Here is a 14160-nt window from a genome sequence, read left to right as displayed (position 1 = left end):
ACTCCACCTGGTCACTTCCGCTGTCGGCGCGGCGAGCGAGCCGGACCGACGCGCATGCAGCACCGAACACCGCTACCTCCACTGAAACCCACCCCACATCCCCGATCTCGGCGAAGGATTCACCGTGCTCCCTTCTGCTCTCATCGACGCGGACGACGACCATTCCGTCTCGGCACCCAGGAGTGCCTACTCCCGGCAGCCATCGCCGCTGTCCGCGAAGGTCTCAAGAGAGCAGGAGTGTTGGCGCCACGGTCCGGATTTTCGCGAGCATCGACTGGGCGCGGCCCGATTGCACTGTGGTCAGGGTGGGGATCGCTGCCCTCCACAATGTCTCCGCGTCGGCGTGGCGGCCGAGCCGCCACCGGGCCATTCCCGCCTCGGCGACCGAGAGCCAGTGGATGCGCGGGTGGGTGGTGCGGTCCCAGCATTCGGCGGACAGCAACAGGTGCTGTTCGGTGTTTCTCCAATCTCCCAGGGCAGCAAAGGATTTCGCGGCCTGTCGGACACCACTGGCTTTGTTCGGGCAGTACAGGCGCACATACCGGGGCAGGTCGGTGGTGATGTGAGGGGTCATCCACGGATCAGCGGCCCGCAACGCCGCCAGCGCGGTGACCCGGTCACCGGACTCGGCGCTGGCGCGCGCCAGCGCCACGCTGAACAGGCTTCGCGCGTCCCCGTCCAGTCCTCGGGCGGCATCGGCGCCGGCCTGCGCGAGTTGGGGAGCCAGGCGGGGGTGACCGGCGGCGGCGGCGTGCAGGGCCAGGATGCGGTAGCAGAACCCGATCTGCCCGTCGATGCCACCTTCGCGGGCCAGCGCCAAGGCGGACAGAAACCAGCGCTGCGCCACGGCGTCGGCCTTGGCGTCGTGTGCCTTCCACCCAGCGAGATACGCCAACTCCGAGGCTGCCGAATATGCGGCCGAGCGAACCGCCGAGTCGGCGAACCTCGACCGCAACAGCGTGGCCACGTCGGTGGACAGGAATTCCGCGACCGCGGTGCGACCGGATCCGCCCCCGCGGACCTCGTCGAAGGACACCAGCGCGTCGGTCACGGTGTGCAGCGCGTGGACCTCGCCCATTCCGATCGTCGAGTCCTCGGTCACTGCGATCAACCGGGCGACGGGTTCTCGGGCGTTGACGAGCGCGGTCGCGGTCAGGGCGGCGGAGAACACGGCGCCACGCAAGAACGAGCGGCGATCCACGTCCGCGCGCCCTAGCCGTTCCATCACGGTCACTGGGTCGCTCATCGCCTGTCCGCAGACGCGTTCGTATGCCGCGACTACGTCGGGCGTGATGTTCCGCTGCCCGGTCTCGTAATAGGACAAGGCGCTCTTGGAGTACGGCACCCGCTGCGCCATCGCTGCCAGCGACAACCTGGCCGCTTCCCGCGCGTACCGCAGCCACGCCGCCTCTGTCTGATCGGCTGCACCGTTCATCCTTCGACCGTAGCCGGTCAACTGTGGACGGGTGTGGACACCGGAACGCGTGCACAGAGCGAACCTGAAAAGAACACCCTATCAACGCATTTGCCTAGTCAGCACCGAGCCAAGACTTCACCTCCCAAGCAGAAGAACGGATGTCGAGATGACTGTGCACGAACCCGAACCCCCGTCGTTCCGGCCGCCGCACTCACAGGCCGCCATCGATCACGTGATCGCGCGCTATCGCGCCGAACACGACAGCGACTCCACCGAACCTGAGCGACAGCCAGCCGACGACCAGGAGAACAAGTGAACGAGAAAACCACCACCACACCAGCCAGCCTCAATCACACCAGCACGGTCGGCGACAACGTCTGCTACGACGGCAAATACCAAGGCGCGCAAGGCCCTCGGGTCAGCGAGAGCTGTCGCACCCTCGACCGCGATACCGCCGGCCGCCGATTCCCAGGCTTGGACGGTCCCGCCATGGATCCGGAGCAGGTCGGGGCGAAGGCCGCGACCCTCGCCGAGCTCGCGTCCGGTGTGCGAGTGCCGGAGCTGATCGCCATTCCCACAGCGGAATTCGCTGCGGCGCTCGCGCCACGGCAGGTTGAGCAGATCGAGGCGGTGTTCTCGGACCTTCATGCGACGGTTGGTTCGAACCTCACTGACGATGTCGCACGGCTCGCCGAGATCTTGTCCGAGCTCGAGGTTCCCGCGTGTGCCCGGACCCTGCTGGCTGCGCGGCTCACCTAGATATTCGAGCCGGGTACACGGTTCGCGGTGCGCTCCTCGGCAGCCGGGGAAGACGCGACGCATCGCTCCTATGCGGGTGTATACGCCAGCGTGCTGGACGTGCCCGCGCATGAGGTGGCGGCCGCAGTGGCGGTGGTGTGGCGGTCGTACTATTCGCTGTCGGCGGTGACCGCTCGGCTGCGGGCCGGGGATCTGAGCCCGGCGCCACGAATGGCCGTCATCGTGCAACGGATGATCGACCCTGATATCGCGGGCATCGCTATGACCGGCCTGGATCCTGCCGACCCGGACCGGGTGCACATCGAAGCGGTGCAGGGCTGCGCCGAAGCGCTCGCAGGCGGCACCGCCACCGCCGAGGACGCCCTTGTCGAGGCCGAGGACGCTGCCCACATCGGCCAGCTCGTCGACGCCGCCCGTAGACAGCTCGGGCAGGCATCAGTCGACGTCGAATGGGCACGCGCAGCCGATGAGGTGTACTTGGTGCAGGCACGCCCAAACGCAGTCGCACACACCGACTATCGAGATCGACCCGCTGTCGTGCGCCTGTACGACGACCCAATCCCGGCCGACATCCCACTCGGACCGATCGGACCCGCGGTCGCGTATTTCCTTACCAAACGCGGCACCGCCACCCAGCTCGCCCTCGAACTGGGCCTGAGTCGCGGCGCCGCATTCGTGGTGTACGTCCCGGCGGATCTCGGCGCGGACTGGCACGACGAGATAGCGGCCGTGCTGGATTCAGCATTGCCTCGTGCGCGAGTGATCGTGGACGCCAACGAATTCGAGCGGCAAGCCATCATCGACTACACAGCCTTAGGCGAACATCTCGAACGGCTGCGCGCCGCGACACCACCGGGCGAGCCCCTGACGGTGCTGGTCCGCGAATATGTAGTGGGACAGCGCGGGGCGATCACGCGCCGCACCGGCACCGGCATCTATGCCGAGACCTCACCCGACGGGCTGCTGGCGATGAACCGAGGCACCGCGACGTCCACGGCGATCGAGTTCACCCCCGCAGCACCCGCACCCGCGGCGAGCGTGTTCGGCGGCACCGCCAACGCGCACGTGGTCGCGGAGTTCAGCACAAGGCTGGAGCAGCAGGTCGGACCGGTCGTGGTCGAGTGGGTCATCGACGCCTACGACAACGTTTACTACATCGACCACACCCCGCTCGGTGACGCCGAACAGGATGCCTTCGTCGCACCCGCAGCCAACGATGCGATCATGCTCGCCCGAGGCCGCTGCGTGGGCCGAGTACTGCGCGTGGGGGACACCGACGGTGCGCTGCAACGGTTGTCGGTGGCCCCGGCGGTCAGCGTTACCGGCGGTATCAACGTGAGCGATCACCGCGTCATCGCCGACATCATCGCCCGCGCCCGCGAGATTCGTGCCGGTGGAGAGCAAGCGATCGTCTGCGCTCAGCACCCGTACGCCATCCTGGCCGCTCTGGTCGGCGAGGTCGACGGATTCGTGTTCGACTCAGGCGCCCGAGTATGTCATCTCGCGATCATATTGCGGGAGAACAGTATTCCCGCCGCAATCTACCACGCGCAGGACGGTGCACTGGTCATGCTCGACGACGGCGCGATCTACACGCTAACCACGCCGAGAGGCGGACAACCATGATCACCCCACCCTATTGCGCAGGCCCGGCTGCCCGCGGCCGCCCCATTCCTCACCTCGCGCCTGGGCGTGTTGATCGCCGCGAACACCGCACACCGCATCACAACAACCCGTCACTGATCGAATTCCGCTGAACGACAACATATTTGTGGCGTAATTGTCATGCTCGAAGATTCTCGATGCTGGCTGATTCTGGGACCGTGGCTCAGCCGCTACGGCGCCCCGACCAGCCGGTCAACCACCGACAAGGCCGATCGTGGCGTGCACCGCCTGGTCGACATCACCGCTGTGGGCGGCCGCGCGACTCGAGTCGTGCGCTGGGATCAGCTGCGCGCCAGCCGATCCGTCCACCACCTCACCGGCAGCGGTCACGTCGTGGCAGCCGAGGAATCGGTGACCTACACCGATCTGACGGTTCTCGTCCACGGCAACAGGCCGGTGCCCGACGCGATGCCCTTGGTTCTGCTGGCGCCCGACGCCGGGGGATGGCTGGTATATCTGCCGATCCGGCTCGGTGCCGAGGATGCACTGTTCCAGCGAGTCGACACCATCGATGCAGTCACGCGCCGCCGGTATCCGCCGCCACCGACAGCGCTCGCACATACCCTGGCCCAACTACCGGCGTACTCGGAAATGGTTGGCAGCCACGAATGCTGGTACTTCACCGTCGACCCGGACATCGAGTACGAACACAAATTCACCCTGACCCCCGACGCTGACATCTACGCCCTGGCCCGCGATATCAAATCCGAGATCGGCCATGGTGAGCTGAGCCGCTATCGGGCCGAGTTCCACAACGACTTCGAGCTGTGGCAGTTCGACAACCACATGTTCGGCATCAGCGGCCCCGACGAAACCGACCACGGCTACGCCTCGTTCATCCCCTGCCTCAACGGCGGATACACCATCAAACGCAAACAATTCCAGCACGACACCTTCGCCCGGATCGAACGCATACTCGACTGCCCACAGGGCATGGCCACCATCGCTGAGATGAGCGACTACCTGATCGGCGAACTCGGACTCGACGCCGGCTACCTCGGTAGCTTCGACCGCATCCGCTTCGACGACGCGCTCGAAAGCAGCGAGACCGGCCATATCTACTCCCTCATGGCTGACCGCTGCACGATCACCGGAACCGACACTGTCCTCCAGCAACTCGAAATCGAATGCATCAACTCCCGAGGAAACACCCGCGACTGCAGAGCAGAAATCATCGACGAACTCGACCATCTCAAGAACTGGACACAGCAATTCCTCCTCGAGCAGAAGATCCCCGCAACCTTGGACTACACCTCGAAGTACACCTTCCTGCGCAACCTGTCCCAAGCCCGTCAGCACACGTAGAAGCCAGACAGCCGCCCGTTGCGGCGGACTCACACCCTCTCGATAGACTCACATCCACCCTCAGCCAGCGAAAGGCACACCGCATGAAAGGGATCGTTCTCGCAGGCGGAACCGGCAGCCGACTGGCGCCTCTGACGCGCATCATCAACAAGCACCTCCTGCCCATCGGCAACCAGCCGATGATCGGCTACGCCATCGACGCACTCGTGCAGGCAGGGATCACCGAGATCATGGTGGTCACCGGCGGCACCCACGCCGGGGAGTTCATCCGACTGCTCGGATCCGGCCGCGATCACGGCGTCGAGCTGTTGACATACGCGTACCAGGAAAAGCCCGGCGGGATCGCGCAAGCTCTCGGACTGGCCGAGCACTTCGCCGGGGACAGCCCGAGCGTTGTCCTGCTCGGCGACAACCTCTTCGAACACTCCCTGACACCAATCATCGACAAGTTCCGAGCCGACCCGGTCGGCGGAATGGTCGTATTGGCCGAGGTGAAAGACGAACAGCACCTGCGGCATCTGGGCGTCGCCGAATTCGATGGCGACCAGATAGCACGCATCATCGAGAAGCCCGAGACCCCTGCCAGCGCCTACGCCGCCACGGGTCTCTACCTCTACGACAGCACCGTCTTCGACATCATCAAGACGCTACAACCCAGCGGTCGCGGCGAACTGGAAATCAGCGACGTAAACAACCACTACATCCGCCAGAACTCACTGAAATACGCTGTCCTGGAAGGGTTTTGGGGCGATGCCGGCGAGTCGATCGACGCCTACTACGCGGTCAACGACTACATACGCCAACACGGCGCGAACAAGCCAGCGACCCGCTCCTGACTCTGGCTGTCTGTCGGCCCCAAAGTACAGTACTGCAGCCTCACCTCGTGCCGCTGACGATGGGTAAGCGGTCCAATCATCCATAGCGGCAGCTTCACTCGCGATAGCTGATCAATTTCGGCGCCTTCATCGCCGCCCCCGCAGCGCTCAAGCAACCGATATGTGGGCTCCTCGATGCCAGAGTCAAAACAATCGCGAACGATCAGACGCCACACCAGGGCGAGATATTTGACCCGAAACTATTCGGTTTCCTCGATTCGGGTGTAGCGGACGTGGGGTGCGCCGAAGTAGCCGCGGACGACGTGAGGCTGGCGCTGGCGGCGGTGGAGGAAGCGGCGGGTTTCGCGGGCGAGGTCGTCGGTGGTGCGGGCGCGGGCGGCGTGGACGTGGCGTTTGATGTCGGCGTTGAGGATCTCGTCCGGGTTGAGTTCGGGGCTGTAGCCGGGCATGAAGTGCAGCTCGACACGGTCGGTGTTGCCGGTGAGCCAGTCACGCACGGCTCGGCTGCGATGCACCGGATGCCGGTCGGCGATCAGGTGCACCTTCCGTCCGGCCTGGCGAGCCAGCCGGTCGAGGAAGCTGATGAACACCTGTGCGGTGAACCGGCCGGTGAACACTGTGAACCACAGTGCACCGCGAGATGCGATGGCGGACATGATGTTCACCCGGAATCGCTTCCCGTTGACCCGCACGATCGGGGTCTGCCCGACCGGCGCCCAGCTGCGGCCCGGCGGCGCGGTGTCCGACCGCAGCCCGCACTGGTCCGCCCATGCGATCACAGCGCCCTCGGCGCGGGCGCGGGTCACGATCGCCGCATACTGCCCGCTCGAGCCACGCCGTTACCTGCGCCTGGTCCTGCCGATATGACCGCCGGTCCGGTCGCTGCGGGGAAAATCCGTGCCGCCGAAGCCATTTCCCCACGCCCTGCTCGGTCATCCTCACTCCGGTGACCATCCAGATCAGCTCGCCGACGGCCGCGCGGGTCCACATCGGCCCGCCGATCAGCAGCTGCTCGGGCGTGTAATCGGCCATCGCCTGAAACAACACGCCACGCTCCTGGGCGCTGATCACCTCCTCTCGCCCGGCCCGCGACTCCACCGGCGCGGCAAGCGATTCCCGCCCGCTGTCGCGATACTTGCGCCACCACGTGCCCACCGACCGCGACGACACCCCAAACATCGCTGCCGCCTCCGGATACGACCTCACCAGGCCCGACTCCAGCGCGGCCACCACCCGCAACCGCACCACCTCCTGCGCTGCAGGCGACGCCCGCCGCAGGTCCTGCTCACTCACCCACACTCAATTACCCAGGAAAACAACAAGTTTCAAGTCAAATATCTCGTCAAACAAGCGGCCGATTGGTCTGGTAAGGACGTGTATCGCAATTCTGTCCGTCGGTCCCGATGGCCTCCGGTCGTCGCGGTGTAAGTTGTTCCGGTCTTTTTGTTCGCGCAAATGTACGTGCATCCCACCGCCGACAGACTGCTGGGTCGACGCGCACTAAAGTCAGAGCCCGGACTTGCTGACTCCGAGTAGAGTAGAACCCACTAAATCAGAGAATGTCCGGGCGTGGCATGATCGAATTGGGCTATGCTGCATTGCGGTAGGACCTCTCCATTTACCGCGGTTACGGCGAACCCGAGCTATGCAGTGTCGCCCGATGGCCGCCCTGCCTGGAATGGTTGAGCCCCTTCTTCAAACATCGTCTCATCTCACTGTGGCACCTCACCCTGTGTAGCACTTCACTCGCAGATAAGGAGCAGTCATGACCGAGATCAGTCAGTCCCAGCTACGCCAAGAGGCCGTGGAGATCGCGCTGTGGCAGATGCCTTGCCCCAAACCGGACGCCGCCACGAAGTCCGTGCTCTCGCAGTTCGACTCCGGGAGTCAGGATATGGCGGTGGGCAACAGCGCGGTGGACGACGGCAGCTCGATGCCCGACCTGGGGCCTCTGCAGAGCTTCAACACGTGGGGGGACGTCGCCGCCACTATCGTGAACAAGGCTTATAGCATCACCAACTTCAACCCAGCCATCACGGACTACGACCCGGTCGCTTGGGCCAACTTCCTCTATAAGTTCTCCACGATGCCGTTCTTCCAGGGGGGAACATTCTATGCTGACAACCGTACAGCGGGCATCTCCTCGCTCTCTCTGGAGAAGGGCGTCGATGCGGTGAGTGACCTGGTCCTGAGCATCGTGACCTCGACGGAATTCGATGAAATCGTGACGACCATCAAGAAAGTTGGCCAGCTGGCGTTCCAGAACAAAGGGACGGACGAGAAGCAAACCAAACAGCAGACCGGGCTTCTGTCGTGCAAAGGCGGCAATCTCTACCTCGGAGCCATCCGGACCGAGGTAAATATGAAGTACAAGGAGACCAAGGGGTACCAGCAGCTGACACAGGACCTCACACTCTACAGAGGCTACGGCGTGCTCGACTTCGACAAGTGCAAGCGCAGCGCCAGCTACCTGCTTGACTGGGATGGCCAGGACGTGTCTGGTTGGGTGGGCGGGACGGCCAGCGCCTCGATGCCGCCCAATAATAGCCCCGCTTGGAACCAGTAAGTCGGTTCGAGGTCCGTTCTGCAATCCACCCACCGGACTCCCCCGGGACAGGTCTCATGTTCTCCAAAGAAGCGCTGCCTGAGGGCGCGACGGCCTCGACCTTCACCCAGGTCCTTGCCGAGAACCTCGGCCACTCGGACAGTGGCTATACCTTCGTCCGGGAGGACGGGCGCGAAGACTTCGTGAGCTGGTCGGAGCTGTCGCGTGAGGCCCTGCTCCGGGGGCGCAGGCTGCTTCGCAGCGGCCTGCGCAAGGGCGAGCGCATCGCGCTCATCGTCCCCGAGGAGCAGGAGTTCGTTCTCACCTTCCTGGGCGCGGTCTCGGTGGGCGTCATCCCGGTCCCCCTGTACCCGCCTATGAGCTTCGGCAAGTTGGAGGCGTACTGCCAGGACGCCGCCGGCATCCTGCGCGCGGCGGGAGCGCGTGTGCTCTTGATGCCCCGGAGCCTGGCGGACCTGCTGGACCCGCTCGTCCGAGCGGTCGAGGGCCTGCAGTCCGTCGTCGCGGAGGAGTTCTTCGCCGAGCCTCTGGTGGGCAGTGCGCCCCAGCCCGAGGCGATCCTCCCGCAGGACGTGATGTTCTTGCAGTTCACCTCGGGGACCACGGCGGCCCCCAAGGGAGTGCGGGTCACGCACGCCAGCGTCCTGGCCAACTGCGCGGCCATCATCAGCGCCCTTGGCCTCGAGCGCGGGCGAGACCGGGGCGTGAGCTGGTTGCCCATGTACCACGACATGGGGCTGGTCGGTTTCGTGCTGGCACCACTGATCGTGCGCTGCCCGGTGAGCTTCCTGCCGACGCTGCGCTTCGCGCTCTCACCGAGGTTGTGGCTGGAAACGGTGAGCCGCCACCGCGCGACCGTGACCTTCGCGCCCAACTTCGGTCTGGCGCTGGCTGTCAAGCACACCTCGGCGCAGGAGCTCGAGCGGCTGGACCTGTCCTGCCTGAGGGTCGTGGGCTGCGGCGCCGAGCCCATCCACCCGGAGACGCTGCGCTCCTTCGCGGCGCACTTCGCGGCGGCGGGGCTACGGCCGGGGGCAGTGGTGCCGTGTTACGGCATGGCGGAGGCGACGCTCGCGATCTCGTTCAGCGAGATCGGAGTTCCGCTCGCCCTGGATGTCATCCAGAAGGAGCCCTACCACGCGAGCGGCCTCGCGCGGCCCGCCTCGCAGACCGAGGCCCCCGGGGCGCAGGTGGCGTTCGTGCCCTGCGGACGCCCCATCGCGGGTCACCGAATCCTCATCGTGGACGATGCGGGCAACCCGCTCCCGGAGCGGCACATCGGCGAGGTGGTCTTCCAGGGGCCGAGCGTGGCTGCGGGCTACCACGGTGACGCGGAGGCGACCCGGCGGAGCTTCACGGCTCACGGCCTGCGCACCGGGGATTGTGGATACCTGGCCGAAGGCGTCCTCTACGTGACGAGTCGCAAGAAGGACCTGCTGATCATCAATGGGCGCAATCACGACCCCCAGACGGTGGAGTGGGCCGCGGCCGAGGTGCCCGGCCTGCGCAAGGGCAACGTCGTGGCCTTCACCCGGCCAGGCCGGGCTACCGAGGAGGTGGTGATCGTCGCCGAGCTCCGCAGGGGAGACGCCGCCACGGTGGCGCGGCAGGTCCGCGGCCACATCCAGGCGAAGCTGTCCCTGCCCGTGGCGGAGATCATCCTGCTGCCGCCGGGGGAGCTGCCCAAGACCTCCAGCGGCAAGGTGAAGCGGAGCAAAACACGGCAGCAGTATCTCGAGGGACTGCGGAGCGCTCCCCCGGGCGAGTTGCACACCATCCATACACCCTTCACGAGGAGCATCAATGAACACCCATCTGACCCCCCACGAGCGAGAGCAGCTGTACTCCCTGATCCGCGAGAAGTTGGAACTCAGCGGCACGGAGTGTCGCGAGGAGATCATGAACACCACCATGGTGAGAGAGCTGCCAGGGGTTGACTCCATGAAACTCCTCAGCCTTCTGGGCGCGGTCGAGCTGGGCTTCCAGGTCAACCTGGGCTTCACGGCCATCCCCCAGGTGCAGACGGTGCAGGACATCGAGCGGTTGATCTGCGAGTCGCGCGAGCAGTACGCCGCGCACGCATCCTGAGTGCACCAGGAAGGAGGACCGTGAGCACTCTGATTCGAGAGCAGTTGCGGCGGGAAGCGTTGGAGATCGCCATGTGGGCGGAGGGCAGGCAGGCGCCCCCACAGGAGATGCTGGCGAAGCTCGGGCTGCTGGGCCCCGACGGCTGCGAGCTCGACGACAGCAACCAGGAGACAGGGGTCGGCAATGCCTACGGCGGGGACAACAGTGGGCTGCCCAGCCTAGGGCCGCTGGCGTCCTTCGGCTCATGGCAGTCCGTGGCCGCCACCATCCTGCGCAAGACCGAGGACTCCGCAGGCTTCGATCAGTCATCCACGGCATTCGATGTCTTTCAGTGGATCATCTTCGCACTCCAGTTCGAAACGATGCCGTTCCTGGTCAACATCACCGGCGACAGCCGCAGTGTGTCCATCTCGTCCCTGTCCCTGTCGCCGGCCATCTCGGCGGTGACCGAGCTGGTCGGAGGGCTGGTGACGGCGGACACGCTCACCGGAATCATCAACTCCGTCAAGAAGATCGGCCAGCTGGCGGTCCAGAACAAGGGGCTGCAGGAGAAGGACAGCAATGTGCAGCAGGGGGTCCTGACCGTGGTGAACGGGGATCTGCGCCTCGGGCTGCTCCGGACCACGGTGCAGATGGAGTACAAGACAGGCAAGGGGTACCAGCAGCTCAATCAGCAGATCACCGTCAGCCGCCTGTTCGGGAGCCTCGACTACGACATGTGCATCCGCAACGCCGAGACACTGCTGGAATGGGACGGGCAGGACGTGAATGGCTGGGTGAATGGCGCCTCCAGCTCTAACTACCCGCCCAACACCAGCCCCGCCTGGGGCAGCTGAGTCGCTCTGGCCCCAGACCCGGGGCGGTGGCCAACCCGAGCCGGAAGCAGCGGGTGAAGGGCTGGCCGAGCCGGGTCGGGCGGGTGGTAGCAGTCTGGACGACGACGGCCTCCCGCCCACCGAGAAGCCAGGCCGACCTCATCGAACCGGTGGATCACGTCCCGCACTGTGTCCTCGTCCGCCTGCGCAAGCCGGGCGATGACCGGCACTCGATTGCCTTCGGCGGTGGCCAGGAGCATGAATCGACCCGGGTTTGGTGCTCGCCTTCTTTCCTGGGAAGGATGGGCAGACCATGCCATCGAAGTACGACGAAGCGACCAAGGCCAAGGCTGTGCGTGGTCGAATTGTCCTGGTGCATCGAGTCGTTCAACGACTTGGTGGAAGCGGTCCAGGCTGGGCGGTTGCGGCTTCCGCAGGAACAGGGGCCGGAGGGGGACGGGACGGAGTTTCCGCCGAAGCGGGTGTGGCCGGACGTCCCCGAACATGGGGTTTCGGAATGAGCCTGCGGGAGCAGGTATCGCACAACACCGGTGGAGTGCCAATTCGCCGCGCCTCGGCGCACCAACCCTGCGTCACTACATGCAGGGAGTGCCCTCATCACCTGGATAGTCTTCGGCCATGCGGCCGCCAGGCTCGCCGATCCAGCCGGGGACGGTCTACTACGGAGTCTGCGATGTGATGGCGGCTGTGATGAGGGCGCGGGCGGTGTCGCCGTAGACGGCTTGAGTGTGGAGTGCAGCCCAGATCTTCTCGTACAGAGTCAGCTCGCGGGGCTGGGTGATAGTGAGTTCGGCGGAGATGGTCTCGACTTGGACGGTGTGTCGGTCGAACATCGTGAAATTTGTTGTTACGTATACGAATTCGGAATCATCTGGGATGATTCCGAGGGTTCTCTGTGGTAGCCGCATGACTTGTAGCAGATGCTGTAGCTGGCCTTTTCGGGCGCGCTCGTCGCCGACGCGTGTACGGAGTGCGCGCTGATCGAGAAGCAGATGGAAATGGTGGCTGGGGTCGTTCAGGATGCGTTGGCGTCGCATCCTGGCTGCGACGGCGTCTGCCACGTCGTTGTCACCGGCAAGGAATTCGATACAGCGGGCCAGTATGGCGTGCGCGTAGTCGCGGGTCTGCAGCAACGCGAACGGGATCGGGGTGGCGTAGCCACGTATCAGCGTGGTGTCGGCTTCGAGTTTCTGGCCGAGTCGCTGTCGCGGGGTATGCCCCGTGGCGGTGGTTCGTTTCCACTCCTGGTAAGCGGAGTGGATGTTGCGGGCCGTGGCGATCAGATCCGGTAGCGCGTCGGGCGCGTTCGTGATCCGGCACCAGGTGGTGAGGTCGGCATCGGTGGGAAGCTGCTGTCCCGTTTCTATTTTCGATATTCTCGGCTGCCCCCACCCGGCGAGCTGAGCGAATTGGACACCGGTAAGCGGCGCCTCCGCACGTAACTCGCGGAGACGGGCCCCCAGTGCTCGCCGACTGTCGTCGGTGCCGGTCACGTTCCGAACTGGGCGTGTGGAACCGCTGTTGCCCATACCCGGTCGCGGATCGTGCTGGCGAGGTCGACGATTCGCGGGTCACTGGTGACCGCGCCGCCGACGAACCAATCGTTGGTGTCGAACAGACTGAACCCGACCACGGCGTCATCCATCAGCCAGAAGTCGTCGGTGATGGCGTCTGTTGGGTCGGCTCGGTCGCGAGGCAACCAGCGCACGTCCTCTCCGGCAGCGATGTTGTGCGGCGTCAGCGCCAACAGGTAGCGGGTGTAGTCCGTGGGGGGCACCGTAACGATCCGGCCACGCTGCATCCTCACCCCGCGCTCTGTCAACTCTGTCACGAACTTCTGCCAGGGACTGAACCAGTCGCCGTGCGGGTCTTGGCCGGAGAGGAAGGCGTGCAACCCGTCCTGTTCGGATTCGGACCGATATTCGTCACGGGTTTCCAGGTGGAACGCTCGATGGCGTGCCTGTGTGACGATATCGGCGATCAACTCCTCCAACTGCGGCCGTGCGGTGTCCCTCGGGGTCCTGGTAGTAACTGTCAGGGTTCCCCCTTACGGCCACTGATCGGTCAGACGCTCGACCATGACGCCCGGGGAACCCCGAGCCTGACGCCGGGTACCGAGGGATCGGTCGTCCAGCTGTTCGCCAGCCCCGTCACAAACCGATCTCATTTCGATCTTGTTGCGCGGCAGGGTATCTGGCGATCGGACACCCTGTTCGGTGGATGGAACACTATGCGGGGCAGCGCTGTACAGCCTCCGGGTCGGACATCGGTCATGCCGCGCGTGTAGGTGCGCGACCGGTGACCAGCGCCAACGTCTGTGTTCTAGTCATCGCCTGTCACGGCCGGGCGAGGAGGTCCCGCCGGGTGTCCAGTTGCCCAAACAGCTACCGGCCGAACCCGAACCGGAAACAAACCGGACGAAAACGGACTGCGGATGCATTGCCGAAGTGCCGTCGCTGGAGGGTTACTGGTTATGGGCGGCGTAACACATGGTCAGGGCTGTGCCGTTGGGGGAGAACTCTTTTCACTGATCACTGATTAGAAGGCAAGGAAAATGTCACCTGTCATCACCTCGCTGAACCCCCCTTTCGGGCCTCCAGCGGGTCTCAACTCTGTCATCATCGAAGGCTCCGGATTCGCCAATGTCGGTCCGTTGACTGTCCGGTTCGGCACGACGGCAACGACTTT

General features: G+C 64.9%; 16 protein-coding genes and 1 pseudogene. 11 read left to right on the top strand and 6 right to left on the bottom strand.

Features of this window, described 5'->3' with window-relative positions:
* Positions 1-223 precede the first annotated feature (223 nt).
* Complete coding sequence (locus tag ABH933_RS44540; RefSeq protein WP_429429066.1) at positions 224-1435, bottom strand: helix-turn-helix domain-containing protein; 1212 nt, start codon at positions 1433-1435, stop codon at positions 224-226.
* A gap of 148 nt (positions 1436-1583) precedes the next feature.
* On the opposite strand from ABH933_RS44540, the gene ABH933_RS44535 reads away from it, so the two are divergent.
* From ABH933_RS44535 to ABH933_RS44515, 5 genes are all read left to right on the top strand, one after another.
* Complete coding sequence (locus ABH933_RS44535; RefSeq protein WP_429429068.1) at positions 1584-1733, top strand: hypothetical protein; 150 nt, start codon at positions 1584-1586, stop codon at positions 1731-1733.
* Complete coding sequence (locus ABH933_RS44530; RefSeq protein WP_429429070.1) at positions 1730-2176, top strand: hypothetical protein; 447 nt, start codon at positions 1730-1732, stop codon at positions 2174-2176. Before ABH933_RS44535 ends, ABH933_RS44530 begins: the two co-directional genes overlap by 4 nt.
* Before the next feature lie 27 nt (positions 2177-2203).
* The gene (locus ABH933_RS44525; RefSeq protein WP_429429072.1) at positions 2204-3802 is read left to right on the top strand and encodes a PEP/pyruvate-binding domain-containing protein; all 1599 of its coding nucleotides are present in this window, start codon (positions 2204-2206) and stop codon (positions 3800-3802) included.
* Positions 3803-3961: 159 nt separating this feature from the next.
* Entirely contained in the window at positions 3962-5146 is a 1185-nt protein-coding gene (locus ABH933_RS44520; protein ID WP_429429074.1) for a hypothetical protein, read from the top strand.
* An 83-nt stretch (positions 5147-5229) separates the two neighbouring features.
* Positions 5230-5982, top strand: a complete 753-nt coding sequence (locus ABH933_RS44515) for a sugar phosphate nucleotidyltransferase (RefSeq protein WP_429429076.1) — start codon at positions 5230-5232, stop codon at positions 5980-5982.
* A 239-nt stretch (positions 5983-6221) separates the two neighbouring features.
* Here the strand turns inward: ABH933_RS44515 and ABH933_RS44510 are convergent, their stop codons facing one another.
* Positions 6222-6734 (bottom strand): IS630 family transposase, encoded by a 513-nt coding sequence (locus ABH933_RS44510; protein ID WP_429429092.1) that lies wholly within the window; start codon positions 6732-6734, stop codon positions 6222-6224.
* Between ABH933_RS44510 and ABH933_RS44505 the strand changes: the two genes are divergently transcribed.
* Positions 6637-6849, top strand: a complete 213-nt coding sequence (locus tag ABH933_RS44505) for a hypothetical protein (RefSeq protein WP_429429096.1) — start codon at positions 6637-6639, stop codon at positions 6847-6849. The two genes, ABH933_RS44510 and ABH933_RS44505, sit on opposite strands and share 98 nt — an antisense overlap.
* 18 nt (positions 6850-6867) lie before the next feature.
* Here ABH933_RS44505 and ABH933_RS44500 read toward each other — a convergent pair.
* Positions 6868-7212 (bottom strand): annotated as a pseudogene (locus ABH933_RS44500) (helix-turn-helix domain-containing protein); the annotation flags it as partial.
* Positions 7213-7747: 535 nt separating this feature from the next.
* Here ABH933_RS44500 and ABH933_RS44495 point away from each other — a divergent pair.
* The 4 genes from ABH933_RS44495 to ABH933_RS44480 are packed head-to-tail and all read left to right on the top strand — an operon-like array spanning position 7748 to position 11472.
* Complete coding sequence (locus ABH933_RS44495; RefSeq protein WP_429429078.1) at positions 7748-8548, top strand: hypothetical protein; 801 nt, start codon at positions 7748-7750, stop codon at positions 8546-8548.
* A gap of 56 nt (positions 8549-8604) precedes the next feature.
* Positions 8605-10485 (top strand): fatty acyl-AMP ligase, encoded by a 1881-nt coding sequence (locus tag ABH933_RS44490; protein ID WP_429429080.1) that lies wholly within the window; start codon positions 8605-8607, stop codon positions 10483-10485.
* Positions 10486-10489: 4 nt separating this feature from the next.
* Entirely contained in the window at positions 10490-10636 is a 147-nt protein-coding gene (locus ABH933_RS44485; RefSeq protein WP_429429082.1) for a hypothetical protein, read from the top strand.
* Between the two features lie 20 nt (positions 10637-10656).
* A complete protein-coding gene (locus ABH933_RS44480) occupies positions 10657-11472 on the top strand; it encodes a hypothetical protein (RefSeq protein ID WP_429429084.1) in 816 nt (271 codons plus the stop codon).
* Here the strand turns inward: ABH933_RS44480 and ABH933_RS44475 are convergent.
* The 3 genes from ABH933_RS44475 to ABH933_RS44465 form a co-directional block, all read right to left on the bottom strand.
* Positions 11436-11711, bottom strand: coding sequence for a helix-turn-helix domain-containing protein (locus ABH933_RS44475; RefSeq protein ID WP_429455321.1), 276 nt, complete (start codon positions 11709-11711; stop codon positions 11436-11438). The two genes, ABH933_RS44480 and ABH933_RS44475, sit on opposite strands and share 37 nt — an antisense overlap.
* Before the next feature lie 420 nt (positions 11712-12131).
* Positions 12132-12965 (bottom strand): helix-turn-helix domain-containing protein, encoded by an 834-nt coding sequence (locus ABH933_RS44470; RefSeq protein WP_429429088.1) that lies wholly within the window; start codon positions 12963-12965, stop codon positions 12132-12134.
* A complete protein-coding gene (locus ABH933_RS44465; protein ID WP_429429090.1) occupies positions 12962-13456 on the bottom strand; it encodes a DUF6879 family protein in 495 nt (164 codons plus the stop codon). Before ABH933_RS44465 ends, ABH933_RS44470 begins: the two co-directional genes overlap by 4 nt.
* A gap of 570 nt (positions 13457-14026) precedes the next feature.
* Between ABH933_RS44465 and ABH933_RS44460 the strand changes: the two genes are divergently transcribed.
* Positions 14027-14160 (top strand): IPT/TIG domain-containing protein (locus ABH933_RS44460; RefSeq protein ID WP_429429094.1); only part of this gene is annotated, 134 nt, incomplete at its 3' end.

This window comes from Nocardia sp. GP40 (genome assembly GCF_050434125.1).
Classification (GTDB): Bacteria; Actinomycetota; Actinomycetes; order Mycobacteriales; family Mycobacteriaceae; genus Nocardia; species Nocardia albiluteola.
The sequence above is the reverse complement of the archived record's forward strand: the minus strand, read 5'-3'. Positions and strand labels throughout refer to the sequence as shown.

What these genes read in the sequence shown, in the direction of transcription:
- ABH933_RS44540 (WP_429429066.1), bottom strand. Translation starts at nt 1,435, where the DNA reads ATGAACGGTGCAGCCGATCAGACAGAGGCGGCGTGGCTGCGGTACGCG.
- ABH933_RS44535 (WP_429429068.1), top strand. Translation starts at nt 1,584, where the DNA reads ATGACTGTGCACGAACCCGAACCCCCGTCGTTCCGGCCGCCGCACTCA.
- ABH933_RS44520 (WP_429429074.1), top strand. Translation starts at nt 3,962, where the DNA reads ATGCTCGAAGATTCTCGATGCTGGCTGATTCTGGGACCGTGGCTCAGC.
- ABH933_RS44515 (WP_429429076.1), top strand. Translation starts at nt 5,230, where the DNA reads ATGAAAGGGATCGTTCTCGCAGGCGGAACCGGCAGCCGACTGGCGCCT.
- ABH933_RS44505 (WP_429429096.1), top strand. Translation starts at nt 6,637, where the DNA reads ATGATGTTCACCCGGAATCGCTTCCCGTTGACCCGCACGATCGGGGTC.
- ABH933_RS44495 (WP_429429078.1), top strand. Translation starts at nt 7,748, where the DNA reads ATGACCGAGATCAGTCAGTCCCAGCTACGCCAAGAGGCCGTGGAGATC.
- ABH933_RS44490 (WP_429429080.1), top strand. Translation starts at nt 8,605, where the DNA reads ATGTTCTCCAAAGAAGCGCTGCCTGAGGGCGCGACGGCCTCGACCTTC.
- ABH933_RS44485 (WP_429429082.1), top strand. Translation starts at nt 10,490, where the DNA reads ATGAAACTCCTCAGCCTTCTGGGCGCGGTCGAGCTGGGCTTCCAGGTC.
- ABH933_RS44475 (WP_429455321.1), bottom strand. Translation starts at nt 11,711, where the DNA reads ATGCTCCTGGCCACCGCCGAAGGCAATCGAGTGCCGGTCATCGCCCGG.